Source organism: Sphingomonas sp. PP-CC-1A-547 (assembly GCF_003610375.1).
GTDB lineage: Bacteria > Pseudomonadota > Alphaproteobacteria > Sphingomonadales > Sphingomonadaceae > Sphingomonas.
Genome location: NZ_RAPZ01000014.1, coordinates 142,462 through 168,119, shown reverse-complemented (window position 1 = coordinate 168,119; position 25,658 = coordinate 142,462). Strand labels below are relative to the sequence as shown.

The 25,658-nt window shown below is 66.8% G+C and carries 22 protein-coding genes; 14 read left to right on the top strand and 8 right to left on the bottom strand.

The features are described from left to right. Both C8J39_RS15965 and C8J39_RS15960 read left to right on the top strand, forming a co-directional pair. Positions 1-666, top strand: coding sequence for a TPM domain-containing protein (locus tag C8J39_RS15965; RefSeq protein ID WP_120301415.1), 666 nt, complete (start codon positions 1-3; stop codon positions 664-666). Further along, a complete protein-coding gene (locus C8J39_RS15960; protein ID WP_404969364.1) occupies positions 663-1,166 on the top strand; it encodes an NUDIX hydrolase in 504 nt (167 codons plus the stop codon). The genes C8J39_RS15965 and C8J39_RS15960 overlap by 4 nt, the downstream gene beginning before the upstream one ends. A 100-nt stretch (positions 1,167-1,266) precedes the next feature. On the opposite strand, the gene C8J39_RS15955 is transcribed toward C8J39_RS15960, so the two are convergent. Then, complete coding sequence (locus tag C8J39_RS15955) at positions 1,267-1,548, bottom strand: ETC complex I subunit (protein ID WP_056051595.1); 282 nt, start codon at positions 1,546-1,548, stop codon at positions 1,267-1,269. Between the two features lie 9 nt (positions 1,549-1,557). Then, the gene (hrpB, locus tag C8J39_RS15950; RefSeq protein ID WP_120301413.1) at positions 1,558-4,080 is read right to left on the bottom strand and encodes an ATP-dependent helicase HrpB; all 2,523 of its coding nucleotides are present in this window, start codon (positions 4,078-4,080) and stop codon (positions 1,558-1,560) included. 509 nt (positions 4,081-4,589) lie between these two features. Between hrpB and C8J39_RS15945 the strand changes: the two genes are divergently transcribed. From C8J39_RS15945 to C8J39_RS15935, 3 genes are all read left to right on the top strand, one after another. Next, the gene (locus C8J39_RS15945) at positions 4,590-7,109 is read left to right on the top strand and encodes a penicillin-binding protein 1A (RefSeq protein ID WP_120301355.1); all 2,520 of its coding nucleotides are present in this window, start codon (positions 4,590-4,592) and stop codon (positions 7,107-7,109) included. Between the two features lie 132 nt (positions 7,110-7,241). Continuing rightward, on the top strand, positions 7,242-8,369 hold the full coding sequence (gene prfB, locus C8J39_RS15940; protein WP_056051599.1) for a peptide chain release factor 2: 1,128 nt from the start codon (positions 7,242-7,244) through the stop codon (positions 8,367-8,369). Between the two features lie 35 nt (positions 8,370-8,404). Continuing rightward, complete coding sequence (locus tag C8J39_RS15935) at positions 8,405-9,088, top strand: class I SAM-dependent methyltransferase (RefSeq protein WP_243650183.1); 684 nt, start codon at positions 8,405-8,407, stop codon at positions 9,086-9,088. A 360-nt stretch (positions 9,089-9,448) separates the two neighbouring features. On the opposite strand, the gene C8J39_RS15930 is transcribed toward C8J39_RS15935, so the two are convergent. After that, positions 9,449-9,841 (bottom strand): JAB domain-containing protein, encoded by a 393-nt coding sequence (locus tag C8J39_RS15930; protein WP_120301354.1) that lies wholly within the window; start codon positions 9,839-9,841, stop codon positions 9,449-9,451. Between the two features lie 85 nt (positions 9,842-9,926). On the opposite strand from C8J39_RS15930, the gene C8J39_RS15925 reads away from it, so the two are divergent. From C8J39_RS15925 to C8J39_RS15895, 7 genes are all read left to right on the top strand, one after another. Then, on the top strand, positions 9,927-10,721 hold the full coding sequence (locus C8J39_RS15925; protein ID WP_120301353.1) for a thymidylate synthase: 795 nt from the start codon (positions 9,927-9,929) through the stop codon (positions 10,719-10,721). 52 nt (positions 10,722-10,773) lie between these two features. After that, complete coding sequence (locus C8J39_RS15920) at positions 10,774-11,292, top strand: hemerythrin domain-containing protein (protein WP_120301412.1); 519 nt, start codon at positions 10,774-10,776, stop codon at positions 11,290-11,292. A 194-nt stretch (positions 11,293-11,486) separates the two neighbouring features. Then, the gene (locus C8J39_RS15915; protein ID WP_120301352.1) at positions 11,487-11,951 is read left to right on the top strand and encodes a dihydrofolate reductase; all 465 of its coding nucleotides are present in this window, start codon (positions 11,487-11,489) and stop codon (positions 11,949-11,951) included. Positions 11,952-12,074: 123 nt separating this feature from the next. Then, positions 12,075-13,010: a bifunctional riboflavin kinase/FAD synthetase gene (locus tag C8J39_RS15910; RefSeq protein WP_120301351.1), complete on the top strand. Its 936-nt coding sequence runs from the start codon at positions 12,075-12,077 to the stop codon at positions 13,008-13,010. Between the two features lie 150 nt (positions 13,011-13,160). Then, positions 13,161-16,145, top strand: coding sequence for an isoleucine--tRNA ligase (locus C8J39_RS15905; protein ID WP_120301350.1), 2,985 nt, complete (start codon positions 13,161-13,163; stop codon positions 16,143-16,145). Further along, the gene (lspA, locus tag C8J39_RS15900; RefSeq protein ID WP_120301349.1) at positions 16,138-16,641 is read left to right on the top strand and encodes a signal peptidase II; all 504 of its coding nucleotides are present in this window, start codon (positions 16,138-16,140) and stop codon (positions 16,639-16,641) included. Before C8J39_RS15905 ends, lspA begins: the two co-directional genes overlap by 8 nt. Next, positions 16,634-17,047, top strand: a complete 414-nt coding sequence (locus C8J39_RS15895) for a DUF3035 domain-containing protein (RefSeq protein WP_120301348.1) — start codon at positions 16,634-16,636, stop codon at positions 17,045-17,047. The genes lspA and C8J39_RS15895 overlap by 8 nt, the downstream gene beginning before the upstream one ends. A gap of 313 nt (positions 17,048-17,360) precedes the next feature. Here C8J39_RS15895 and C8J39_RS15890 read toward each other — a convergent pair whose 3' ends face one another. The 5 genes from C8J39_RS15890 to C8J39_RS15870 all read right to left on the bottom strand — a co-directional run bounded on the left by C8J39_RS15890 (position 17,361) and on the right by C8J39_RS15870 (position 22,715). Next, positions 17,361-18,212, bottom strand: coding sequence for a TorF family putative porin (locus C8J39_RS15890; RefSeq protein WP_120301347.1), 852 nt, complete (start codon positions 18,210-18,212; stop codon positions 17,361-17,363). A gap of 220 nt (positions 18,213-18,432) precedes the next feature. Then, a complete protein-coding gene (bluB, locus tag C8J39_RS15885; RefSeq protein WP_207896986.1) occupies positions 18,433-19,080 on the bottom strand; it encodes a 5,6-dimethylbenzimidazole synthase in 648 nt (215 codons plus the stop codon). A gap of 18 nt (positions 19,081-19,098) precedes the next feature. Beyond that, positions 19,099-20,295, bottom strand: coding sequence for a cystathionine beta-lyase (gene metC / locus C8J39_RS15880; RefSeq protein WP_120301346.1), 1,197 nt, complete (start codon positions 20,293-20,295; stop codon positions 19,099-19,101). After that, the gene (locus C8J39_RS15875; protein WP_120301345.1) at positions 20,292-21,134 is read right to left on the bottom strand and encodes a sulfurtransferase; all 843 of its coding nucleotides are present in this window, start codon (positions 21,132-21,134) and stop codon (positions 20,292-20,294) included. The genes metC and C8J39_RS15875 overlap by 4 nt, the downstream gene beginning before the upstream one ends. A 24-nt stretch (positions 21,135-21,158) precedes the next feature. Next, positions 21,159-22,715: a cryptochrome/photolyase family protein gene (locus tag C8J39_RS15870; RefSeq protein ID WP_120301344.1), complete on the bottom strand. Its 1,557-nt coding sequence runs from the start codon at positions 22,713-22,715 to the stop codon at positions 21,159-21,161. A gap of 20 nt (positions 22,716-22,735) precedes the next feature. On the opposite strand from C8J39_RS15870, the gene queF reads away from it, so the two are divergent. Beyond that, positions 22,736-23,194 carry a preQ(1) synthase gene (queF, locus tag C8J39_RS15865; RefSeq protein ID WP_120301343.1) on the top strand — a complete coding sequence of 153 codons (459 nt, stop codon included), beginning with the start codon at positions 22,736-22,738 and terminating at the stop codon, positions 23,192-23,194. A 146-nt stretch (positions 23,195-23,340) separates the two neighbouring features. Continuing rightward, entirely contained in the window at positions 23,341-25,611 is a 2,271-nt protein-coding gene (locus C8J39_RS15860) for a glycosyltransferase family 4 protein (RefSeq protein ID WP_120301342.1), read from the top strand. Positions 25,612-25,658: the final 47 nt, after the last annotated feature.

The window sequence follows — 25,658 nt, the reverse complement described above, 5'->3', positions numbered from 1 at the left end:
ATGCGATTGAGCGACACCGACCACGACCGCGTCACCGCCGCGGTCACCAAGGCGGAGACCGCGACGACCGGCGAGATCGTCACGATCGTCGCACGGCAGTCCGATGCCTATCACGACGTGTCGATGCATTGGGGCGCGCTGGCGATGCTGCTGACGCTGGCGCTGCTCGCGTACCATCCGGTCGCGGCGGACCATATCTACGCGCGGGTCGATCCTTGGCAGGCGGCACCACAGGGTGCGCTGTACGTGGTCGCGCTGGTGCTGGTAACCCTTGTGTTCCTGGCGGTGCGGCTGGTGCTGGCATGGACGCCGGCGCGGCTCGCGCTGACCCCGGGTGCGACCAAGGCGCGGCGCGTGCGGCGGCGGGCCTTGCTCCTGTTCCGGGCGGGGGCCGAGAAGCGGACCAAGGGCTCGACCGGCGTACTGCTGTATCTGTCGCTGGCCGAGCACCGCGCGGAGATCATCGCCGACGACGCGATCCACTCGCGCGTGCCCAACGAGACCTGGGGCGCGGCGATGGCGGCAGTGCTTGCCGGCGTTCGCGACGATCGTCCCGCCGACGGCATGGCAGACGCGGTTGCGCAGATCGGGGCGGTGCTCGCCGAACATTTTCCACGGACCGGTGCGCCGGTGAACGAACTTCCGGACAGGCTGATCGAATTATGAGCAAGACCGTATGGGCCGGGAAATTCCTGACCGTGCAGACCGAAGGCACATGGGAATTCGCCGCGCGCCAGGGCGAGATCGCAGCGGCGGTAATCGTCGCGATCGACGAGGGCGACGTTATCCTGGTGGAGCAGTTCCGCGTGCCGCTGGGCCGCGCGTGTCTCGAACTGCCGGCCGGGCTGGTCGGTGACGAAACCGCGGGCGAGAGCGTCGCGGTAGCCGCCGGCCGCGAACTGGAGGAAGAGACTGGCTACCGCGCGGACGCGATCGAGGACCTGGGGGTGTTCTATTCGTCGCCGGGGATGACGTCGGAATGCTTCACGCTGGTCCGCGCGACCGGGCTCACGAAGGTGAGCGATGGCGGCGGCGATGGCGACGAGAACATCACGGTGCACCGGGTGCCGCTGGCGGACGTGCCGGCGTTCGTGGCCGAGAAGCGGAAGGCGGGCGTGGCGATCGATACCAAGATGCTGCTGATCCTGGCTGGGTCGATCCTCTAACCAAGACCTGTTTCCCCGCGAAGGCGGGGACCCAGACTGGGCGCCCGCCTTCGCGGGAGAACAAGGAGGTGCGGGAGGGCCTAGCGCCGCTCCCGCGGGCTTATTTGAAGTTGTCCGCGTAGCTCTGCAGCTTCAGCGTCTTCTGCGGCGCTGGCACGACGGTGTAGCCGAACCCCTCGCGCTCGCAGTGCGCGATCGCGGCTTCTGCAGTCGGGAACAGCAGGCGCAGCTGGTCGCGGGTGTCGCCGCTGCCGGCCCAGCCGGTGAGCGGGTCGGGGCGCTTGGGCTCCGACGGTTCGAATTCGAGCTGCCAGGCGTCGGTCCGGTGCTTGCCGGACTGCATGGCGTTCTTGGGGCGCTGGAAGATACGGGCGGTTGGCATGAGCCCCCCTTATCGCGAACCGGCGGCCCTTGCATCCGCCTTTTTCGTGCGCAGTGTGGCGGACGCTGCAGCGGGGTCGTCGGGCCAGGGATGCTTGGGGTAGCGGCCGCGCATTTCCTTCGCCACCGCGGTCCAACTGCCGGCCCAGAATCCGGGGAGGTCGCGTGTGGTCTGGATCGGGCGGCCGGCGGGGGATGTAAGGCTCAGCACCAGCGGTACGCGCGCCTCGCCGATCACCGGGTGGATTGCGAGCCCGAACAGCGCTTGAACCCGGAGTTCGACGCGCGGCCCGCCTTCGGCTGCGTAGTCGATCGCGTGCGTGCTGCCGGCGGGGCTGGTGAAATCGGGCGGCGCGAGGCGGTTGATCGTCTGCATCGCGTCCCAGCCGAGCAGGTTGCGCAAGGCTTCGGCGAGCGCGCCGGGGGCGATCACGTCGAGTCGGCGCTTGCCGGTCAGAAGCGGTGCGAGCCATTCGTCGGCGCGGTCGAGCAGGGTCGCGTCGTCGAGCGGGACGCCGGCATAGGCGGCGCGGTCGCGCAGGGCCTGGGCGCCGTCGCTCCATGGTAGCAGCGCGAGGCCGTGCTCGCGGACGCCGTCGATGAGCGCAGCAAGGATCGCGTCTGGGTCGGCGCCGCTGTCGGGGCCGCTCGACAAACGGATCGCCCCGAGGCGGCGTTCGCGCAGCGTCTGGATGCCGCCGGTCGTCGGGTCGAACGTGACGGTGCGGCGGGAGTCGATGCGATCGGCGAAGAGGGTTTCGACGGTAGCCTGGTCGATCGCTACGGCGGAGAGGATGCGCGCGCCGGCGGCAGAGCCCTGCATGTCGGCGACGGCGAGCCATTCGGAGCGGGCGAGTGGTGAGGTCGGGTCGAGTTTGAACCCGCGTCCGCCGACCGAGGCCCAGGTTTCGCCGGACGGATCACGGCGGCGTGCGACACGGTCGGGGAAGCCCAGCGCGACGCAAACTTCTGCCCCCCTTCCGCTTGCGGGAGGGGTCGGGGGAGGGGCTGACCCAGCAGTGCCGCGCACTTGGGGTATGTCGCGCCCTCCCCCAACCCCTCCCGCAAGCAGGAGGGGAGCAAGGCGTGCCCACTTGTCCGCCATCGCTCTTGCCGCCTGCGCCTTGGACCCGCGTTCGGTTTTCCAGCGGCGGAGGCGGGTTTCTAGATCGACGTCCTGACCTCCAATGCCGCGTTCGCCGAGCAGGACTGCGATTTGGGCTGCCGTATTTGCCAAGCCGCGCTCCCCCGCCCGCAGAAGCATGTGCGCCAGTCTCGGCGGCATCGGCAGTTTCGCGATCGCGCGGCCATGCGACGTCGGACGGCCGTCTTCGATCGCCTGCAACGTCGTCAGCCGCGCCATCGCCTCGTCGATCGCGGCGGCGGGGGGCGGGTCGATCCAGCGGAGGTCTCGCGGATCACCGACGCCCCAAAGTGCGCAGGCAAGGACTAGCGCGGACAGGTCCGCCTCCAGGATTTCTGGCGGGTCGTACCGTGGAAGGCCGGCCGTCGCCGCTTCCTCCCACAATCGATACGCCACGCCCGGTCCGAGCCGCGCGGCGCGGCCGGCGCGTTGCGTGACCGCCGCCTGGCTCGCACGTTCGGTGACCAGGCGCGTCATCCCCGCCGCGCGGTCGTAGCGGGGGCGTCTCGCCAGCCCGGAGTCGACGACGATGCGGATGCCGTCGAGCGTCAGGCTGGTCTCGGCGATGCTGGTGGCGAGCACGACCTTCCGCCGGCCGTCCGGTTCGGGAAGGATCGCGGCGCGCTGGGCTGCGGGATCGAGGCTGCCGTGGAGTTCGTGGAGGACGATGTCGTCGGGCAGGTTGGCGAGGCGGTCGGCGGTGCGTTCGATCTCCGCGACGCCGGGGAGGAAGGCGAGCACGCCGCCCTCCGCTTCGCCAAGTGCGCGACGGATCGCGGCGGCGACCGAGTCCTCGATGCGGAGTTCGGCTTGGCGACCGATGTGACGGAGGGTGAGTGGGTAGCTGCGGCCTTCGCTTTCGATGACGGGGGCCTCGTCCATCAACGCCGCGAACCTTGCGCCGTCGAGCGTTGCGGACATCGCGACGATGCGGAGGTCGGGGCGGAAGCCGGCTTGAACGTCGAGCGCCAGCGCGAGGCCGAAATCGCCGTCGAGGCTGCGTTCGTGGACTTCGTCGAACAGCACCGCGGAGACGCCGGCGAGTTCGGGGTCGGCCTGGATGCGCGCGACGAAGATGCCTTCCGTGATGACCGTGACGCGCGTTGCGGCGGAGCGCTTGCTGTCCATGCGGGTCGCGTAGCCGAAGGTCTGCCCGACGGGCTCGCCAGCAGTCGAGGCCATGCGTTCGGCGGCGGCGCGGGCGGCCAGACGGCGGGGGGAGAGGAGAAGGATCTCGCCGGTGCACCAGGGTTCGGTGAGGAGGGCCGGCGCTACTGCCGTGGTCTTGCCGGCACCTGGGGGAGCGACGAGGACCGCGGAGGTGCGGTCGCGTAGGGTGGCGAGGAGCTCGGGGAGTACGGCTAGGATCGGGAGCGGCGGCGGGGTCATGCGCGCCTGCTGCCACAGTAGCGGGGTTGGCGACAGGTTTTGCTTGAGCGGTCCCTTGGGAAGGCGCGGGTTCAAACCGATGATTGCGCGCCTTCGATCCTCCCCCGCCAGGGGGAGGTGGCAGGCACTTGCCTGACGGAGGGGGAGGTAAGGGAAACCGATGTTTCGTATCCTCCCCCTCCGTCGCTTCGCGCCACCTCCCCCTGGCGGGGGAGGATCGCTGGGCTCGGTGGAAGTCGATGGCTTACCCAACCGCCAACCATACCGCCCCGGCGAAGGCCGGGGTCCAATTTGGAAACGGCGGTGAAGGCCGTTGCGCTCCGTTATTGCTACCTCTCCAATTGGGCCCCGGCCTTCGCCGGGGTGGTGCGCATAGGCGGGCGGACTTAGCACCGGGCGAGCTTGGAGCAGCAACCTTTGCCGAACGCGTTGCGACAGCCCACCCCGCCCCCCCCACCACCGAAGGCTGGCAAGCGCTCGCGAACCTGCTAGACGCTCCGCCAGTAATCATGGCGTCCGATCCCTCCCCCACCTCGACGACGGCGACAGGCCGCACTTCCGACCGGCTGCGCGGCAGGGTCTCGCGTGCGTGGGCGAGTCGGTGGACTAAGGCGGCGTTGGCGCTGGTCGCGCTCGGCTTCGTCGCGATCTTCGCGTTCTGGTTCGCGGTCATGCGTGACCTGCCTTCCGTGGACACGTTGCGCACCTACGAGCCACCGCTGCCGACCAACGTCCGCGGGATCGATGGCGCGCCGATCCACAGCTACGCCCGCGAACGGCGCGTCGAGCTGAGCTATGCCGAATATCCGCCGCTGCTGGTAAAGGCGTTCCTCGCCGCCGAGGACAAGTCGTTCTTCGAGCATCACGGCGTCGATTATCCCGGCCTCGCCGGCGCGGTGTACGATTATGCGACCAAGCTCGGCACGGGAAAGCGCGCCAAGGGCGGCTCGACGATCACGCAGCAGGTCGCGAAGAACCTGTTGATCGGCAACGCCTATTCGCCGTCGCGCAAGCTGCGCGAGGCGGTGCTGGCGTACAAGATCGAGGACACGCTGACCAAGGAGCAGATCCTCGAGCTGTACCTCAACCAGATCGCGCTCGGCCGTAACGCGTTCGGCGTCGAGGCGGCGTCCCACGCCTATTTCGACAAGGACCTCGACCAGCTCGATCTGGCGCAGATGGCGTATCTCGCGATCCTGCCCAAGGGTCCGTCGAACTACGATCCGGTGCGCAACACCGAGAAGGCCATGACGCGGCGCAATTACGTGCTGAACCGGATGCTCGACAACGGCTTCATCACCCGCGCGCAGCATGACCAGGCGAATGCCGAGCCGCTCGGCGCGGTGATGCGCCGCACGCCGAAGTTCGAGAGCGTCGGCGGGTATTTCGTCGAGGAAGTCCGCCGCCAGTTGATGGCCAAGTTCGGCGAGAACGCGAAGGATGGCCCCTACAGCGTCTATTCGGGCGGGCTGTGGGTGCGGACCTCGTTCGACGCGAAGTTGCAGGATCTCGCGCAGCAGGCCTTGCGTGATGGCCTGGTGCGGTTCGACAGCGGACGCGGCTGGAACGGCCCGATCCGTCATGTCGAGATCGAGGACGACAACTGGCTCCAGCCTCTGCTCAACAGCAATATCGCGCTCGATTATCGGGATTGGGTCGCGGCGATTGTCACCGGCAAGGACGGCAACGCCTGGAGCCTCGGCTTCCGCACCGGCAAGACCGGCACGTTGCCACGCTACGCGGCGCAGATGCCGGTGCGCGGCAAGGGCGGCAACGCGTTCGGGGCGATCGAGGTTGGCGACATCATCGCGGTGGCGCCGGACGGTGGTTCGTTCGCGTTACGGGCGATTCCCAAGGTCTCGGGCGCGTTCGTCGTCGAGGAGCCTGCGTCGGGCCGCGTGCTGGCGATGCAGGGCGGGTTCGACGACCGGTTGCAGGCGTTCAACCGCGCGACTCAGGCGATGCGCCAGCCGGGCTCGACGATCAAGCCGATCGTCTATTCCGCCGCGCTCGACAACGGCATGACGCCCGCGTCGATCATCGTCGACGGGCCGTTCTGCGTCTATCAGGGCGCGCGGCTGGGGCAGAAATGCTTCCGCAACTTTGGCAATTCGCGTGGGTCCGGCCCGCATACGATGCGCTGGGGTATCGAGCAGTCACGCAACCTGATGACCGTGCGCGCCGCCGCGCAGACCGGCATGCCGAAGGTGGTCGCGACGATCAAGAAGATGGGCGTCGGCGATTACGCGCCCTATCTCTCCTATGCGCTCGGCGCTGGCGAGACGACCGTCGGGCGGATGGTCAACGCGTATTCGATCCTCGCGAACAACGGCAAGGGCGGCCCGCCGTCGCTGATCGACTTCGTCCAGGATCGCCACGGCAAGGTGATCTGGCCCGAGAACTGGCGGCCCTGCGATCGCTGCAACGCGCCCGACTGGGACGGCAAGCCGATGCCGCGGCCGATCACGCGCCAGCGCCAGGTGCTCGACGCCATGACCGCCTATCAGATGGTCCACATCACCGAAGGCGTCGTCCAGCGCGGTACCGCGGTGACCCTGCGTGATCTCGACCGGCCGATGTTCGGCAAGACCGGCACGAACAACGGCCCGACCGACGTGTGGTTCGTCGGGGGCACGCCGCAGTTCGTCGGCGGGCTGTACATCGGTTTCGACACGCCGAAGAACCTTGGTGGCGCGGCACAAGGCGGTACGCTCGCCGCGCCGATCTTCAAGCAGTTCGCGGTGAAGGCGTATGAGGATCTGCCCAAGCTGCCGTTCCGCGCCCCCCCCGGAATCCGCATGGTTCGGATCGATCGCGGTAGCGGCCGGCCGGTCTATGGCACGTGGCCCGACACCAGCGATCCAAAGCCCGCGGTGATCTGGGAAGCGTTCAAGCCCGAGAGCGAGCCGCGGCGCGCCGCGCGTCGCTCCGATGTTGCCCCCACGGCTGCTACGACGACGACCGCGGTGAAGAAGGCCGAAGCCCCGCGCGACAGCGATTTCTTGCAAAGACAAGGCGGAATCTACTAGCGCGCTTATATAGACGTCATCCCGGCGCCCGCCGGTGACCCGCCCCGCTCGCTTGGGACGGCGATCCCGGCCTCCGCTGGGACGACGAAATTCCCGGCCTCCGCCGGGGCGGCGGAATTATTGGAGAATATCATGCGCGCCGAAGCGCAGGCTCACGTAGACACCATCAACGACGCGCTGGCGCTGCTGCGCCGCTTCCTCGATTGGGACCGCGCGCTGCGTCGTCTCGACGAGTTGAACGCGCGCGTCGAGGATCAGGCGCTCTGGTCCGATCCCAAGGCCGCGCAGGAGGTGATGCGCGAGCGTCGTCGTCTCGACGAGGCGATCAGCGCGACACGCGCGATCCAGAGCGAGCTGTCGGATACCGCCGAGCTGATCGAGATGGCCGAGGCCGAGGGCGATACCGAGATGGAGGCGGACGGCGTTGCGTCGCTCGCCGAACTCGCCGCGCGTGCCGACAAGGACAAGATCAAGGCGTTACTCGCGGGCGAGGCCGATGCCAACGACACCTATATCGAGGTGAACGCGGGCGCGGGCGGCACCGAGAGCCAGGACTGGGCAGGCATGCTCAGCCGGATGTATTCGCGCTGGGGCGAACGCCACGGGCTGAAGGTCGAACTGGTCGACCAGCATTCGGGCGAGCAGGCCGGGATCAAGTCCGCCACGCTGCTGCTCAAGGGTGAGAACGCGTACGGTTACGCGAAGACCGAGAGCGGCGTGCACCGGCTCGTGCGGATCAGCCCGTACGATTCGGCGGCGCGGCGGCACACGTCGTTCGCGAGTGTCTGGGTGTATCCGGTCGTCGACGACAATATCGAGGTCGAATACAACGAGAGCGACCTGCGAATCGACACATACCGTGCGTCGGGTGCAGGCGGCCAGCACATCAACACGACCGACTCGGCGGTGCGCATCACGCACATCCCGACCGGGATCGTCGTGCAGTGCCAGAACCAGCGCTCGCAGCACAAGAACAAGGCCGAGGCGTATAATCAGCTCCGCGCGCGTCTGTACGAGCGCGAACTGGCGATCCGCGAGACTGCGGCGAATGCCGAGAACGCCGGCAAGACCGACATCGGCTGGGGCCACCAGATCCGATCGTACGTGCTTCAGCCGTACCAGATGGTGAAGGACCTGCGCACCGGCGTCGTCTCGACCAGCCCGTCGGACGTGCTCGACGGCGACCTCGAGATGTTCATGGCGGCAGCGCTGTCGCAGCGCGTGACCGGCGAGGCCGTCGAGGTGGAGGACGTCGATTGAGCTTGCGGGGTGTCCTTGCCCTGATGGTCCTGCCGATGCTTGCGCTATGCGCGTGTGACGGCAGCAAGCCGCTGATCAAGCGCGAGCCCAAGGAGCCAGTGTTCCCCGCCGCCGACCGTCCGGTCGCGTCGATCGTCTCGACGCGCTGGTCGAACGAGGAAGCGCGCGATCGGCTCAACGAGGCCGGCGAGGTCATGAACAAGGGCGAGATCCGCAAGGGCATGACGGTCGCGGATATCGGCGCGGGCGAGGGATACTACACGATCCGCCTCGCGGCACGCGTCGGCAAGGACGGTCGTGTGCTTGCGGAGGACATCATCCCGGCGGTGCGCGACCAGCTGGCGGAACGCGTCGCGCGCGAGGATCTGGCGAACGTCAGCGTGAAGCTGGGCGAGGCGAACGATCCGAAGCTGCCCGAGGCGAGTTTCGACCGGGTGCTGATGGTGCACATGTATCACGAGATCGAGCAGCCCTACGAGTTCCTGTGGCGGTTGCGGCCGTCGCTGAAGCCCGACGGGCTGGTGGTGGTGGTCGATGCTAACCGGCCGACGCAGAATCACGGCACGCCGCCGGCACTGCTGAAGTGCGAGTTCGCGGCGGTCGGGTATACGCAGGTGGATACCGACGACATGCCGTCGGCCGGGGGCTACATCGCGACGTTCCGTGCGTCTGGGCCGCGTCCGGCGCCGGAAGCGATCCGGGCGTGCCGGCTCGGATGACATCTGGTTCTCATTCCTAACCGATCCGGATGCCCCACCCCGGCGTAGGCCGGGGCCCAATTGGAAAGGTCGCAGTAACGACGAACTGTGCGTAGTTGGCAACGCCCCCCCAATTGGGCCCCGGCCTTCGCCGGGGTGGTGTGTTTGGAAGGCGCTCCCCACACCACGCCATTCCCGCAGAGTTGTGAACCGGTCGCTTGCAGTCCGACGACAGCCCACGCTTCCTTGTTCTCCCGCGAAGGCGGGAGCCCAGGCTGGGTCCCCGCCTTCGCGGGGAAACAAGCTTTTGTGTCGTCATCTGGGAGACGGCCCCATCTCGCTGAGGCTAGCTACAGGTTCGGTCGGGATAGATGCGACAAGTCAGACGATCCCCATCGCTCGCAAACTCGCCACCTCGTCCCCCGCGATTACCAGGTGATCGAGCAACACCACCTCCAACGTCCGCAACCCCGCCGCCAGTGCCCGCGTGAACGCGACGTCCCGCGCACTCGGCGTCGCATCCCCGCTCGGATGGTTATGCGCGATGATCACCCCGTGAGCACCGAACGCCAGCGCATCCACCGCGACCGTCCGGATCGAGATCGTCACCTGATCCCGCCCCCCGACGACATGCCGCATTCCGAGAAGCCTCCGATTCGGATCAAGATACGCGACCGCCACCGTCTCCACCGTGGCATCACGCAGCCCAGCGAACAGCGCCCGCGCCGCGGCGAGGTCGGCGATACGAGGGGAAGACTCGGACGGTCGCAGCACATACCCGCCTGCCCCGCGACACCGTCGATCGCACGCGCAACTACATCCGCTTGAGCCCCTGCCCCTGCATCGCTACGCAAACCCGATGCGCCAATATCTAGACCTCATGGACCGCGTACTCTCGACCGGCGTCGAGACGATGGACCGCACCGGCACCGGCACGCTCAGCGTGTTCGGCGCGCAGATGCGGTTCGATCTCGCGCAGGGCTTCCCCGTGCTCACCACCAAGAAGCTCCACCTCCGCTCGATCATCGTCGAGCTCCTCTGGTTCCTCCGCGGCGATACCAACGTCCGCTGGTTGCAGGACCGGAAAGTCGCGATCTGGGATGAATGGGCGGACGAAGCGGGCGATCTCGGCCCGGTCTATGGCAAGCAGTGGCGCGACTGGGTCGCCGCGGACGGTCGCCATATCGACCAGATCGCCGAACTCATAACGCAGATCAAAACCAACCCCGCCTCGCGCCGCCAGATCGTCAGCGCATGGAATCCGGGCGACCTCCACGCGATGGCGCTCGCCCCGTGCCACTGCCTGTTCCAGACGCATGTCGCGGGCGGCAAGCTGTCGCTGCAACTCTACCAGCGCTCGGGCGACATCTTCCTCGGCGTGCCGTTCAACATCGCCAGCTACGCGTTGCTCACGCACATCCTCGCGCAGCAATGCGGGCTGGAGGTCGGCGAGTTCATCTGGACCGGCGGCGATTGCCACCTCTATTCGAACCATCTGGAGCAGGCGCAACTGCAACTGACGCGCGCGCCCGGACCTCTCCCGCGCCTTGAAATATTGCGGAAGCCGGACTCGATTGACGTGTACGAGTATGAGGATTTCGTCCTCCACGACTACGTCGCGCAGGCGCATATCAAGGCGCCCGTCGCGGTCTGACGAGAGCGAATCGCAATAGGAACCGGGCGGGCGCTGTGCGGTTCAGATGCGCATGGATATCACACAGCTCATTCTCGATGAACACGCGCAGCAGCGCGCATTGTTCGCGCAGATCGATTCGATCGACGCCAAGGATACCGAGGCGCTGTCGGCGCTCTGGACCCGCCTCAAGAACCTGCTCGACGCGCATGCCGAGGCGGAGGAGCGCTTCTTCTACCCGCGGCTGATGAAGATCGGCACCGGCGGCAACGACGCAGGTTCGGCCGCCGAGGAGACGGAGGACGCGATCGAGGATCACAACGACATCCGCGACACCGGCGAAGCGGTTGACAAGCATCCGGTCGGCTCGGACGCTTGGTTCGAGGCGGTCGGCGAATGCAACAAGGCGAACAGCGATCATCTGGCGGAGGAAGAACGCCAGGGTCTGACCGATTTCCGCAAGCATGCGACGCTGGAAGAGCGGCATGAACTGGGCGTCCGGTTTGCGGCGTTCGAGGCGAACCATCTGAACGGGGTGACGGTCGTCGAGAAGGATCCCGAGGCGTATGTGAAGCAGCATGCGCCGGGGTGAGCCACACCGCTTATCTACCACCCCGGCGAAGGCCGGGGCCCAATTGGAAAGGTCGGAGTAACAGGGCGCGGCGTCCATCAGCAGCGTTTCCCAATTGGGCCCCGGCCTCCGCCGGGGTGGTTGTTCGTTAGGTAGAGTATGCCGACTTAAACGGAAGTGTAGCCCCCCTTCCCTCATTCCGGCATGACCGGAACATGATCACCTTCTACCTCGCCCGCGCCACCAACGGCGTCATCGGCCGCGATGGCCAGCTCCCCTGGCGCATCCCCGCGGACCTGAAGCGCTTTAAGGCGCTGACGATGGGCAAGCCGATGGTGATGGGGCGCAAAACCTTCGAGAGTTTCCCGAGCCCCCTTCCCGGCCGCCGGCATATTGTCCTGACGCGGGGCGACTGGAGCGCGGAAGGCGCCGAGGTCGCGCATTCGGTCGAGCAAGCGCTGGCGATCGCGGGTGACGACGTCGCGGTGATCGGCGGCGCACAGATCTATGCGCAGTTGCTCCCCCATGCGGACCGGATCGAACTGACCGAAGTCCATGACGAACCCGAAGGCGACGCCGTCGTCCCCGCGTTCGAGGGCTGGCGCGAGATCGCTCGCGAGGACCACCCAGGCGAAAAGCAACGGCCCGCTTATAGCTTCGTCACCCTCACCCGCCCCTGAGTTGTTTCAGCGAAGGCGGGAGCCCAGGCTGGACTCCCACCTTCGCGGGAGAACAAGGAGTTGCGGGAGACGACCGCACGGAAGGACTATCGCCTTTCGCGGCGGCTGGTTACTGAACCGCGCATGCAGCGGCTCGACGGCGGCGCGTCCATTCCTTCGCATCTCGCGAACGGGATCGTCGCGCTGGGCAATTTCGATGGATTCCACCTCGGTCACCAGGCGGTGGTCGCGCGCGCGATCGCCTGGGCCAAAGCGGAGGGCCGCCCCGCGCTGGTGGCGACGTTCGATCCGCACCCGGTCCGCCATTTCCGCCCCGACACCGCGCCGTTCCGCCTCACCACGCTCGACCAGCGCGAGCGGCTGTTCGCGGAAGCGGGCGCCGACGCGATGGTGGTGTTCCATTTCGACGGCGATCTCGCCGCGCTGACCGCCGAGGAGTTCATCGCCCAGCGGCTCGAGGACAATCTCCGCGTTGGCGGCGTCGTCACCGGCGAGGACTTCACCTTCGGCAAGGGCAAGGCCGGCACCGTCCACACGCTCGCCTCGCGGGGCCCGGTCCACGGGTTCCGCGCGGAAACCGTCGGCGCGGTCGCGTTGAACGGCGAGACCGTCTCGTCCACGCGCATCCGCGATGCCTTGCGCAGCGGCGACATGGCGACCGCGACGCGCCTGCTCACGCGACCGTTCGCGATCGAGGGCGTGGTGCAGCACGGCGACAAGCTGGGCCGCACGATCGGCTATCCGACCGCCAATCTCGACATGGGCAATTATCTTCGCCCGGCATACGGGATCTATGCGGTGACCGGGCGGCTGGAGGACGGCCGCGTACTGAAGGGCGCGGCGAACCTCGGCATCCGCCCGAGCTTCGATCCGCCGAAGGAATTGCTGGAACCGTATTTCTTCGACTTCTCGGAGGATCTGTACGGCCGTCGCGTCGAGGTTTCGCTGGTCGAGTATCTCCGCCCGGAAGCGAAGTTCGACAGTCTCGAAGCGCTGATGACCCAGATGGATGCCGACTGCGCTCGTGCGCGCGCGATCCTCGGTTTCTCCCCTCCCTGAAAGGGAGGGGTTGGGGGTGGGTCGGCCGCTTGGCGGACGTGACGGCAATTCCGAACCAACCCACCCCCAGCCCCTCCCTTCCGGGGAGGGGAGCAAGAGCGGGACAGGGATGGCAACGTGAGCCGCTACCCGCTACAGCCCGGCTCACTTATGACCGATACTCCCGCGCCCGCCCGCGATTACCGCGATACCGTCTTCCTGCCGAAGACCGACTTCCCGATGAAGGCGGGCCTCGCCGCAAAGGAGCCGGCGATCCTGGAGCGCTGGGCCAAGCTCGGCATCTACGACCGGTTGCGCGAACAGCGGCTCGGGCGCGAGCGGTTCATCCTGCACGATGGCCCGCCGTACGCGAATGGCGACATCCACATGGGCCACGCGATGAACAAGGTCCTGAAGGACATCATCGTCCGCTCGCAGTCGCTGATGGGCAAGGACGCGCCGTACGTCCCCGGCTGGGACTGCCACGGCCTGCCGATCGAGTGGAAGGTCGAGGAAGCGTATCGCGCGAAGAAGCTCAACAAGGACGACGTCCCCGTCGACCAGTTCCGCGCCGAATGCCGCGCCTATGCCGAGAAGTGGGTCGCCGTGCAGAAGGCCGAGTTCGAGCGCCTCGGCGTGATGGGCGACTGGGCCGATCCGTATCTGACGATGAAGTACGAGGCCGAGGCCGCCATCGTCGGCGAGCTGCTCAAGTTCGCCGAGAGCGGCCAGCTGTACCGCGGCGCCAAGCCGGTGATGTGGTCGCCGGTCGAGAAGACCGCGCTCGCCGAGGCCGAGGTCGAGTATGAGGACATCGTTTCCACGCAGATCGACGTGGCGTTCGAGATCGACTCTGCGCCGAACGCGCCCGAACTGGTCGGCGCGCATGCGGTGATCTGGACGACGACACCGTGGACGATCCCGGTGAACCAGGCGCTGAGCTATGGGCCTGAGATTGAGTATGTTCTGCTGGTGGATGGCGATCGCCGATACTTGGTCGCCGAGGCGCTCATCGAGAGTTTTTACGCCCGTACCCTCCCCCCCCGTCATCCCGGCGGAGGCCGGGACCCACTTACCAACGGGGAAGACCGCGGTGAGGTGGGCCCTGGCCTCCGCCGGGGTGACGGAGAGGAGGGTGGCGTTGCCATCCATTGGCGCGGGAAGGGTTCTGCGTTCGCCGACGCCACCGCACGCCACCCGATGCACGCGCTCGGTGGGTTCTTCGCGAAGCCACGCCCGTTCCTCCCCGGCGAGTTCGTCACGACCGATGCAGGCACCGGGCTCGTCCACATGGCGCCGGACCACGGCGAGGACGATTTCGAACTCTGCAAGCAATACGGCATCGACCCGGTCTTCGCGATCGACGGCGCGGGGATGTACCGCGCCGACTGGGCATGGCTCGGCGGCCAGGGCAGCGTCATCAACAAGAAGTTCGTGAGCGCCGACGGCCCGATCTGTACCGACCTGCGCGAGACAGGTGCGCTGCTGGCGGCGAGCGACGACTTCAAGCACAGCTACCCGCATTCGTGGCGCTCGAAGGCCAAGGTGATCTTCCGCGCGACCCCGCAATGGTTCATCCCGATGGACCGGAGCGACACAGAGTCCCCCTCCCGCCTGCGGGAGGGGTTAGGGGAGGGCAGTGCCGCAAATGCGGCGCTCGACGCCTCCCCTCCCCCAACCCCTCCCGCAAGCGGGAGGGGAGTAGAGAGTGGCAACGGCGCCACTCTCCGCGAAATCGCACTAGATGCGATCGCAGCGACCACTTGGATCCCCGCGCGTGCGGAAAACCGGATCACGTCGATGGTGCAGGGCCGCCCCGACTGGGTCATCTCGCGCCAGCGTGCCTGGGGTGTCCCGATCGCGCTGTTCGTCGACCGCGCCACCGGCCAGTACCTCAACGACCCCGCCGTGAACGCCCGCATCGTCGAAGCCTTCCGCGAGAACGGCGCGGACGCGTGGTATGCCGACGGCCACCAGGCGTTGCTCGGCCCCGACTACGACCTCGCCGACTATGAGGTCGTGAAGGACATCCTCGACGTCTGGTTCGACTCGGGCTGCACGCACGTCTTCACCGTCGAAGCACGCTACGGCGAAGGCACCCGCGCGAACCTGTATCTCGAAGGTTCGGACCAGCATCGCGGTTGGTTCCAGTCGTCGCTGCTCGAAAGCTGCGGCACGCGCGGTCGCGCCCCCTATGACGCGGTCCTCACCCACGGCTTCGCGCTCGACGGCCAGGGCCGGAAGATGTCGAAGTCGCTCGGCAACGTCGTCGATCCGCTCAAGATCATCGGCGAGTCCGGCGCCGACATCCTGCGCATGTGGGTAGCCTCGACCGACTATTTCGACGACGTGAAGATCGGCAAGGAGGTGCTCGCCACCGCCTCCGACGCGTACCGGAAGCTGCGCAACACGTTCCGCTACATGCTCGGCGCGCTCGAAGACTTCGACGAGTCGGAGCGCGTCGCCGTATCCGACATGCCCGAGCTGGAGCGCTACGTGCTCCACCGCCTCGGCATGATCGACACCGAACTGCGCCAGGCGGCGGAAGCCTACGAGTTCAACCGCTACACGCGCCTGCTGACCGACTTCGCGAACGAAGACCTGTCCGCGTTCTTCTTCGATATCCGCAAGGATTCGCTCTATTGCGACGCCCCGAGCGACATCAAGCGCCGGTCGTACCGCACGGTGTTGGACGTGCTGTTCCACGCGCTGGTCCGCTACGCCGCACCGGTGCTCTGCTTCACCGCGGAAGAAGTGTGGCAGTCGCGCTTCCCCAACGACGACAGCTCGGTGCACTACCTCGAATGGCCGTCATTGCCCGAGGTGGAGGATGGCGTCGAAGTCGGGAAGAAGTGGACGCAGATCCGTGCACTTCGCGAAACGGTTACCGAAGCCATCGAACCCATGCGTCGCGAAAAGACCGTGCGTTCGAGTTTGGAGGCAGAGGTCACGATCAAATCGATGTCGCCTCTTGGGGCGACTGAAGCTGCGGAACTGGCCGAAGCGTTCATCGTCGCCAAGGTCACGCCGGGCGACGCGGTCACCGTGACGCGCACCGACTTCCACAAATGCGGCCGCTGCTGGCGCCACCTCCCCGAGGTCACCGTCGATGGCGACCTCTGCAACCGATGCAACGAGGTAGTGGCCGATGCGTAACCTGCCAAAGGCCGGGTTCAGCGCCGCGATCGCGCTCTTCCTCGCCGACCAGATCAGCAAATGGGCGGTGACCAAGCCGCTCGGGATCGATTCGCTCGGCGACTCGCAGACGATCACGTCGTTCTTCGACCTGCGCTTCGTGCCCAACATCGGCATCTCGCTCGGCCTGCTACCCGCCGACGGCCACCTGACCCGCTGGGCGCTGGTGCTGCTGACCGGCGCGATCGCGGTCGGCGTCGCGGTGTGGATGACGCGTGAGAAGAACCCCGCCGACCAGGTCGCGCTGGGCTTCGTACTCGGCGGCGCGATCGGCAATATCCTCGACCGGATCCGGCTCGGCTACGTCGTCGATTTCTGCGACCTGCATATCGGTGAGTGGCGTCCGTTTTTGGTCTTCAATGTCGCCGATGCAGCCATTACTGTCGGCGTGCTCGTCCTGCTTGTTCGGGCGCTCCTCGTGCGCGAGAAGCCCCCTGTGGAGAATTCCCATGCGTAAGTTCGTACCCCTGGCCGCCGGCCTCACCTGCGTCGCGCTGCTCTCGGGTTGCGGGGCAGGCCGAAGCCTCGATCGCGCACGCCCGGACGAGTTCGCCGTCGCGCGCCAGGCGCCGCTCGTGATCCCGCCCGACTTCGCGCTGGTCCCGCCGCAGCCGGGCGCCGCCCGCCCGCAGGATACCGCGGCCAATGCCCAGACGCTAGACGCGCTGTTCGGTGGAGCCGCTGCGCGCAGCCCGGCCGAGTCGGGTGTCGTCGCTGATGCGGGCGCCGACAATGACGATCCCGGCATCCGCTCCAGCGCAGGCGATCCCGCCACGACGGTCGTCGACAAGGGTTCGACGACGCGCGACATCGTCGCGGCGCCGGAGGGTGACGGCCAGGACGCGAAGACCACCGCGAACTGATCGAGTCCTAGCGGCTGATGAAAAAAGGGCGGCTCCTCGCGGGGCCGCCCTTTTCGTGTCTGACGGTTCTTTCCGCCGCCCTCCCCCGTCATCCTGAGGAAAGTCAGGGTCCAGAGCCATGGAGCGCGACGCGTGCGACTCTGGATCCTGGGTCGAGCCCAGGATGACGGGTCGGATGGGGCGATCGATGAGTTGGAGGCCCTGATCCAAACTCAGAGCGCCCTTCCTTGTTCTCCCGCGAAGGCGGGAGCCCAGTCTGGGTCCCCGCCTTCGCGGGGAAACAAGGTTCAGGGGCGCCCTCCCCTCAGAGCGATCAGAACGCCGCGGTCAGCGACACCAGTACCTTGCCGTTGGCGATCGAGCCATTGCCGTCCTGGCCTCGGCTGAAGCTCGGCTGAAGATACGCCGACTCGCCCTTGCCGATGTCGGTATCAACATACGCGACGCCCAGCGTCAGCGGCGTCGTCGGGATCACGTAGTCCGCCCCGAACAGCCAGTCGAAATACTCGCCGGTCGGCGACACGCTGGTCGCGAATGGGCCAAGGCCCTTGTTGCCGTTCGAATAGCCGACATGCGCTTTCACGGTCAGCCCGGTGTTCGGGATCCCGCTGCTGACGTCGCCCCACAGATAGAGGTTGTCGTCCTTGGCATTCACCCGGTCGTATACGCCGGCCGCCGCCGACGCACCGTTGGTATACCACGGCCCCAACGCCTGCTGCTTGGGCGCGTAGGCGACACCGGCGAGCAGTGCGACTGGACCGACGGTGCCCGACAGCTTGGCATAGGGCTCGATGAAGTCGGTGTTGTCGAAGCCGCTCGGGTACATGTACCAGGTCGCGCCGACGTCGAGCGCGCCGCCGCCGACCGGCACCTTGTAGCCCGCGATCAGGTCGAGCTCCATGTTCGCGCCACCGAACGTGCCCCAGCCTGCGAGGTTGGAACCCCAGGTGCCGATATACAGCCCGCTCTTGTGCGTGATCGTGATGCCGCCCTGGACGGCGAGATTCTCGTCCGACTGCGACACGCCGCGAAAGCGATAGTCGCTGACGAGCCCGACCGCGCCGCTGACCGTGACCTCCTTGGGAGGTGCGGTGTCGTCCTGCGCTAACGCTGGCGTTGCGGCAGCCAAAACAATGCCGCCGAGAAGAAGTGTGGTGAAGCGCATCGTTTCCCTTTCGATACCGGAAGTCGATGTCCGCCCTGCATCCGTGGACGCCGCATCTTTCGGGGCCGAACCCCAGTGCGGTCTTTCCAACGGTGACACCGCGATGACAGCCCATGGTGCGCCGCACAAGCGAATCTTGCGTACAATCGGGCTTTGACAGCACGCATGTTGCGCAACCGCCACACTCATTTCAAAGACAGCCGTCGCGTCCAACGTGCGTTCAGCGTGCTAGAACATTGGTCGACCGTCGGTTTTCCCAACTCTCGCGCTCGAGTTCGGGGATGACCGCGTCGGTCTCGGGATAACCAATGCACAGATACGCGACGAGGTACCAGGTCCCGGGCACGTCGAGGATCGTACGGATGCGCGAGGGGTCGAGAATCGAGACCCAACCGAGGCCGATCCCCTGCGCGCGAGCAGCGAGCCAGAGCGTATGGACCGCAATGACCGCGGAATATGCGACGGCTTCGGGCATCGTCCGGCGTCCAAGTCCGTGGCCCTGCTCCGGATCGGGTTCGACGAACACCGCGACGTGGCACGGCGCCCGTTCGAGCCCGGCAAGCTTGAGGCGCGCGTAGGTGGCTGCCCTCTCCCCCTCCTGCGTCGTCAACGCCGCCGCGTTACACGCCTCGAAGTCCGCGTGGACCGCGGCGCGACGGGCCGGGTCGTCGACCGTGACGAACCGCCACGGCTGGCTGAGCCCGACCGACGGCGAGGCGTTGGCGACCTCCAGCAACCGGTCGAGCAGCCCGCCCGGCAACGCATCGCGCCGAAACCGCCGGACGTCTCGGCGCCAACGGAACAGCGTGTCCAGCTCGGCCTGGAACGCGGGGCCGAAGATGGGTGCGTCAGCCTCCCGCGCGGACACGCCTCGATCGGAAATCGTCTAGACCTTTGCGGCAGAGAAGGCGGCGAGCCCGGCTTCGAGATCGGCGATCAGGTCGGCGGGGTCTTCGAGGCCGATCTGAAGGCGGACCATCGGGCCTGCGGCATCACGCTTGGTGACGCTGCGATAGCGATGCGGGTCGGCGGGGATGGCGAGGCTTTCGAAACCGCCCCAGCTGTAGCCTATGCCGAACAGTTGCAGGGTGTCGATCAGGACGGCGCGGGACGCTTCATCACCGCCGTTCAGGACGAACGAGAACAGGCCACTGGAGCCCTTGAAGTCGCGTACGAACAGGTCATGGCCGGGGCAGTCGGGAAGCGCAGGGTGGAGTACCTGCGCGACTTCGGATCGCGATTGCAGCCACTTAGCGATGGTCAGCGCGCTAGACTGATGCTGCGCGAGGCGCACCGCCATCGTCCGCAGGCCCCGGCTGCCGAGCCAGCAATCGTCAGGGCTGGCGACCTGCCCGAGCTGAAAACTCGTCTCGCGGAGTTTCTTGAAATGGCCAGGGCCGGCGGTGACCGAGCCGAGCATGACGTCCGAATGACCGACGACGTATTTCGTGCCGGCGAGGATCGTCAGGTCGACGCCGCGCTCGATCGCGGGGAAGAACAGCGGGGTGGCCCAGGTGTTGTCGAGCAACGTCGTCACGCCGCGCGCCTTCGCCGCGGCGACGATCGCGGGGACGTCCTGCACCTCGAAGCTCAGCGAGCCGGGGCTTTCCATGAAGATCGCCCGCGTGTTCTCGCCGATCAGGTCGGCAATGCCCGCGCCGATCATCGGGTCGTAATAGCGCGTGGTGATGCCGAACCGCTTGAGCAGGCCGCCCGCCATGCCACGCGTCGGGTCATAGGCGCTGTCGACCAGCAGCAGTTCGTCGCCGGGGGACAGAACCGACAGCAACGCCGCCGCGATCGCCGCGACGCCCGAGCAATAGAGGAACGTCCCCTCCGCGCCGGGCTCGAGCGAAGTCAGTGCGTCGGCGAGGCTCCACTGCGTCGGCGTTCCCTTACGCCCGTAGAACAGCCGGTGATGCGTATCGCGCGTCGCGCTCTCGCGGAGGTGGCCGACCGAATCGTACAAGATGGTCGAGGCGCGCCAGACCGGCGGGCTGACGATACCCTGAGTCCACTCCGGACGACGGCCGGCGAGGACGACCTTGGTCGCGTCGCCGACCGGCTTGTTCGTGTCGCTCATGCTGTGCCTGTCGCCTTGGGTGTCTCGGGATCGCCGCCCCATTCGGACCAGCTCCCGTCGTACAGCGCCGCGTCGTTGCCGAGCAGGTGCGCGCCGAACGCGAGCACCGACGCGGTGATGCCGGAGCCGCAGGTCATCACGATCGGCTTCGCCAAGTCGACGCCCGCCTTGTCGAACTCCGCCTTGAGCGCATCGCCGGTCTTCCACGTCCCGTCCGCGTTGAACACAACGCCTTGCGGCAGATTCTTCGAACCAGGAATATGCCCCGGCGCGGTGCCCGGCCGCGGGTCTTCCTCCGCGCCGGTGAAGCGCGTCGCGGACCGCGCGTCGAGCACCTGTTCCGCGCCGCTTGCGACGTTCGCCTTCATCTGGTCGAGATCGCGCACGCCCTTCAGGTCCGCCCAGGTCGTGAAGTGACGATGCCGCGGCGTCTCTTTCCCCGTCGCGGTCTCGCGCCCCTCGGCCTGCCATTTGGCCAGCCCCCCATCGAGGATCGCAACGTTGTGCGCGCCGAACAGCCGCAGCATCCACCACGCGCGCGCCGCCGTGTGCCAGGGTGAGCTGTCGTACAGCACGATCCGGCTGCCATCGCCGAGCCCCAGCGTCTGCATCCTGCTTGCGAACTTCTCCGCCGATGGCAGCGTGTTGGGGAGGTCGCTGTCGGTATCGCGCAACTCGCTGAGGTTCATGAACACTGCGCCGGGGATATGCGCCGCTTCATACTCCGCCGCCGCATCGCGGCCCTCCGCGTAGTTCGCGTCGACGATCCGCAGATCGCCCCCTCCTGATGCCGCGCCCAGTTCGTTCGCCAGCCAATCGGTGCTTACCAACGCGTCCATATGCGGCTCCTTATGCTCGATCGGTCAGTAGCCAGCCGGGCCGCTCGCGTCGAGGGAGGCGAGGAACCCGGCCGCCTGCTTGCGCGTCGCCTCACGGTCCGCCTCGGACTGTTTCGCCCAGTTGCGATACGGCATCGCCAGCCGGTTGTTGCGCCCGAGCTTGTCCTCGTGCCGCGCCAGGAAATCCCAATACAGCGCGTTGAACGGGCATGCATCCGGCCCGATCCGCTGCTTCACGTTATACCGGCATTGCCCGCAATAATCGGACATCCGGTCGATATACGCACCCGACGAAATATACGGCTTAGACCCCAACAAGCCGCCATCGCCGAACTGGCTCATCCCCAGCGTGTTGGGGAGTTCGACCCATTCATACGCGTCGACATACACCTCGAGATACCAGAGGTGCACCTTGGCCGGGTCCGCGCCGATCAGCAGCGCGAAATTGCCCGTCACCATCAGCCGTTGGATGTGATGCGCGTGCGCGGTCTCCAGCGTCTGGCCGATCGCCTCGCGCAGGCAGTGCATGTCGGTCTCGCCGGTCCAGTACCAGCTGGGCAGCTCACGGTGGTGATCGAGGAAGTTGCGCTCGACATAATCCGGCCCCTCGCGCCAGTAGATCCCGCGCATATATTCGCGCCAGCCGATGATCTGGCGGATATACCCCTCGACCGCGTTGAGCGGCGCCCGACCGGCGCGGTATTCCGCCTCCGCGCGCCGGCATAGGTCGAGCGGATCGAGCAGCCCCGAATTGATGTACGGCGAGAGGATCGAGTGCCACAGATGCCGCTCCCCGGTGAGCATCGCATCCTCGTAATCGCCGAACTGCGCGAGCGCGTGGCGGAAGAAATTCGCCGCCTGTCGCTCCGCATCCTCCGCGGTCACGGCGTATTCGAACCCGTCGAGGCTCCCCGGATGGTCCGCGAACCGCTCCGCCACTAGCGCCAGCACGTCCTTAGTCATCGCATCCGGCGCGAACACCAGCGGGCGCGGCATCAGCAGGTCGTTCTTCGCTGGCTTGCGGTTCTCCTTGTCGAAGTTCCAGCGATCGCCCTCGGGCTTGCCGGCGGTCATCAACAGCCCGGTGCGCGTCCGCATCTGGCGGTAGAACCACTCCATCGTCAGCGACTTCCGCTCCGCCGCCCATGTCTCGAAATCGGCGTGGCTGGCGAGAAAACGGTCGTCGCTGCGGATCTCGACGGGGATGCCGAACAGCGTCTCCCAGCTTTCGAGCATCGCCATCACGCGCCACTCGCCTCCCTCGGTGACGACGATCCGCTCGGGGTCATGCCGCTCGACCGCGCGCGCGATCTCGCCGGTGAAGCTGCCCGCGTTATCGGGGTCGTCGAGCCTGGTGTATTCGACCGCCCACCCGGCCTCGCGCAGGGCCTCGGCATGATGCCGCATCGCCGACAGAATATACGCGATCTTGCGCTTGTGGTGACGAACGTAGGTCGTTTCCTCGTCGACCTCCATCATCAGCACGATCGTCGCCGCCGGATCGCAATCCCGCAGCGAGGCGAGGTCGATCGTGAGCTGGTCGCCGAGGATCGGTACGAGTGTGGTTTTCTTGCGCGTCATCGCATCCTACATGGCGGCACATGACCGCTCCCCAGAACCCATTGCATCTCGGCCAGAACAGCGCCCTCCCCGCCTCTCCAGAAGAGGCCGTGCTCGATTATGTTCCGAACCCGCGCCCGGGCCGGACGTATCTCGTGCGGTTCGCGGCGCCCGAGTTCACGTCGCTGTGCCCGGTCACCGGCCAGCCCGACTTCGCGCACCTCGTCATCGACTACGTCCCCGGCGAGACGATCGTCGAGTCGAAGTCGCTGAAGCTGTTCCTGAGCAGCTTCCGCAACCATGCCGGGTTCCACGAGGATTGCACCGTCGGCATCGGCGAGCGCCTGTTCGACGAGATGAAACCGGTGTGGCTGCGGATAGGCGGCTACTGGTATCCGCGTGGCGGGATCCCGATCGACGTGTTCTGGCAATCGAGTGCACCGCCGCACGATCTGTGGCTGCCGGACCAGGGGGTCGCCTCCTATCGCGGTCGCGGATGAGGCACGCGTAAAATAGGTTTGATCTGGGTTGTTAGTATTCCCGTGCTGCACTGCAGTATGTGATGAAACTTTATGCTACCTGAACCGTTCAAATGGATGCGCGACCGGGTTTTCCCAGAAGTGCGCGCTCAAACGAGGGACAGGGTATGGTGAAACCGGCGGACGGTGGGAATATCGCGCGACTGGCGCTGATCGGTAATTTCCTGCCGAGACAGTGTGGCATCGCCACCTTCACGACCGACGTTTTCACGGCAATGCGCGCGCGCTTCCCCGAGATCGCCGTCGACGTCTATGCGATGGACGATCACCCCGGCAAATACGACTACCCGGCCGAAGTCACCGGCACGATCCCCGAGCCCGATCTGTCGGCCTATATCGACACCGCGCGGAAGATCGAGGCCAGCGGCGCGCAGGCGATCTGGCTTCAGCACGAATACGGCATCTTCGGCGGTCCGGCAGGCGAGCACATCCTCGCGCTGCTCGATCGCACCACGCTGCCCGTCATCGTCACGCTGCACACGATCCTCGAAAAGCCCAATGCCGACGAGCGCCGCGTGCTCGAAGGGCTGTTGCGTCGCGCCGCCCGCGTGGTCGTCATGGCCGAGCGTGGCCGCGACATTCTCCAGCGCGTCTACGGTGCCAATTCGCGCCAGATCGTCATGATCCCGCACGGCGTGCCCGATCGCGACCTGCTCGATCCCGCCGCGCTGAAGGACAAGTTCGGCTGGGAAGGTCGGAAGGTCATGCTGACGTTCGGCCTGCTCGCCCCCAACAAGGGGATCGAGACGGTCATCAACGCGCTGCCCGCGGTGATCGCGAAGCATCCCGACCTGTTGTACGTCGTGCTCGGCGCGACGCACCCGAACCTCGTCGCGTACGAGGGCGAGAAGTACCGCGACAAGCTGAAGGCACTCGCCGCCGAGAAGGGCGTCGCCGACAACGTCTCGTTCGTCGATGCCTTCCTCGAGCATGGCGAACTGCTCGATTACCTCCAGGCGGCGGACGTCTATGTGACGCCGTATACCAACCCCGCGCAGATCACGTCGGGCACGCTCAGCTACGCGATCGGCGTCGGCAAGCCCGTCATCTCGACGCCGTACGTGCACGCGACCGAGATCCTCGCGGATGGCCACGGCGTGCTCGTCCCGTTCGGCGATGTCGACGCGTTTGCGCGCGAGATCGACGCGCTGATGTCGAACGACCGCGATCGCAATCGTCTGGCCGAGCGCGCCTATGCGCGTGGCCGTACGATGATCTGGCCGAAGCTCGCCGAGGCGATGATGACGGAGATCCGTGCGATCGTGGCGGCGCGCCCTTTTCGCCTCGCCAAGGTGCCAGCCCCGCTGAAGCAGCTGACGCCTGATTTCGCCGCGGTCGAGCGGATGAGCGATTCGACCGGCATGCTCCAGCATTCGATCTATTCGATCCCCGATCGGCGCCACGGCTACTGCATCGACGATAACTGCCGCGCGCTGATGTTGATGAGCGCGATGCCGGGTCTCGACGACGTGACGCGCGACAAGTGGATGACGATCTATGCGTCGTTCGTGCAGTATGCCTGGAACCCGGACACGCGCCGCTTCCGCAACTTCATGAACTTCGATCGCACCTGGTGCGAGGATTCGGGCTCGGAGGATTCGAACGGCCGCACGCTCTGGTCGCTCGGCGTCACCGCGCGCGATGCGCAGGCCGCCAAGCACCGCGACTGGGCGACCGCGATGTTCGACTCCACCGCGTCGATGGCCTTGGAGCTCGGCAGCCTTCGCGCGCAGGCGTTCGCAATGCTAGGCGCGGCGGCGATGCTGGAGGCCAAGCCCGGTCACCAGCTGTCGCTGTCGATCCTCGAAGCCTTCCCCAAGGTCCATCTCGACCTGCTCGCCAAGGCCCGCCGTCCCGAGTGGCAGTGGTTCGAGATCGTCCTCGCCTACGACAATACGCGGCTTCCGCAGGCGCTGATCCGCGCAGGTCAGGCGCTTGGCCGTCAGGACCTGATCGACTGCGGTCTCGCCACGCTCGACTGGATCGTCGCCAAGCAGACCTCGCCCGAGGGTCGTTTCCGCGCGGTCGGGTCGGAGAGCTTCAACCGGCCCTATGCCGAGCCGTTGCAGTTCGACCAGCAGCCGCTGGAGGCGCAGGCGACCGTTGACGCGTGCGCCGCGGCGTATGACGCGACCGGCGACGTGCGCTGGCGTGACGAGGCGTTGCGCGCATACGGCTGGTTCCTCGGCGTCAACGACCTCGACCTGCCGCTGGCCAGCGTCGCGGACGGCGGTTGCTATGACGGCCTGATGCCCAACGGGCTCAACCGAAACCAGGGCGCCGAGTCGATTTTGGCACTCCAACTCGCAAGTTGTGCCATTTCAGGGGTATCAAAGGCAGCGCAAAGCGTGGCAGGAGCGGCGCGCGTCGTCGCCTAGCCACGCTAGTGACAGCCTGACAGGCGACGGTGCGCTGAGTGGAACGA

Bases quoted from the DNA above. Each gene is read 5' to 3' on its own strand.
- C8J39_RS15960 (WP_404969364.1), top strand. From the start codon at position 663: ATGAGCAAGACCGTATGGGCCGGGAAATTCCTGACCGTGCAGACCGAA.
- prfB (WP_056051599.1), top strand. From the start codon at position 7,242: ATGCGCGCCGAAGCGCAGGCTCACGTAGACACCATCAACGACGCGCTG.
- C8J39_RS15860 (WP_120301342.1), top strand. From the start codon at position 23,341: ATGGTGAAACCGGCGGACGGTGGGAATATCGCGCGACTGGCGCTGATC.
- C8J39_RS15955 (WP_056051595.1), bottom strand. From the start codon at position 1,548: ATGCCAACCGCCCGTATCTTCCAGCGCCCCAAGAACGCCATGCAGTCC.
- C8J39_RS15875 (WP_120301345.1), bottom strand. From the start codon at position 21,134: ATGGACGCGTTGGTAAGCACCGATTGGCTGGCGAACGAACTGGGCGCG.
- queF (WP_120301343.1), top strand. From the start codon at position 22,736: ATGACCGCTCCCCAGAACCCATTGCATCTCGGCCAGAACAGCGCCCTC.
- C8J39_RS15920 (WP_120301412.1), top strand. From the start codon at position 10,774: ATGGATATCACACAGCTCATTCTCGATGAACACGCGCAGCAGCGCGCA.
- C8J39_RS15945 (WP_120301355.1), top strand. From the start codon at position 4,590: ATGGCGTCCGATCCCTCCCCCACCTCGACGACGGCGACAGGCCGCACT.
- C8J39_RS15890 (WP_120301347.1), bottom strand. From the start codon at position 18,212: ATGCGCTTCACCACACTTCTTCTCGGCGGCATTGTTTTGGCTGCCGCA.
- C8J39_RS15925 (WP_120301353.1), top strand. From the start codon at position 9,927: ATGCGCCAATATCTAGACCTCATGGACCGCGTACTCTCGACCGGCGTC.
- lspA (WP_120301349.1), top strand. From the start codon at position 16,138: ATGCGTAACCTGCCAAAGGCCGGGTTCAGCGCCGCGATCGCGCTCTTC.
- C8J39_RS15915 (WP_120301352.1), top strand. From the start codon at position 11,487: ATGATCACCTTCTACCTCGCCCGCGCCACCAACGGCGTCATCGGCCGC.
- hrpB (WP_120301413.1), bottom strand. From the start codon at position 4,080: ATGACCCCGCCGCCGCTCCCGATCCTAGCCGTACTCCCCGAGCTCCTC.
- C8J39_RS15910 (WP_120301351.1), top strand. From the start codon at position 12,075: ATGCAGCGGCTCGACGGCGGCGCGTCCATTCCTTCGCATCTCGCGAAC.
- C8J39_RS15895 (WP_120301348.1), top strand. From the start codon at position 16,634: ATGCGTAAGTTCGTACCCCTGGCCGCCGGCCTCACCTGCGTCGCGCTG.
- C8J39_RS15905 (WP_120301350.1), top strand. From the start codon at position 13,161: ATGACCGATACTCCCGCGCCCGCCCGCGATTACCGCGATACCGTCTTC.
- metC (WP_120301346.1), bottom strand. From the start codon at position 20,295: ATGAGCGACACGAACAAGCCGGTCGGCGACGCGACCAAGGTCGTCCTC.
- C8J39_RS15935 (WP_243650183.1), top strand. From the start codon at position 8,405: ATGCTTGCGCTATGCGCGTGTGACGGCAGCAAGCCGCTGATCAAGCGC.
- C8J39_RS15965 (WP_120301415.1), top strand. From the start codon at position 1: ATGCGATTGAGCGACACCGACCACGACCGCGTCACCGCCGCGGTCACC.
- C8J39_RS15870 (WP_120301344.1), bottom strand. From the start codon at position 22,715: ATGACGCGCAAGAAAACCACACTCGTACCGATCCTCGGCGACCAGCTC.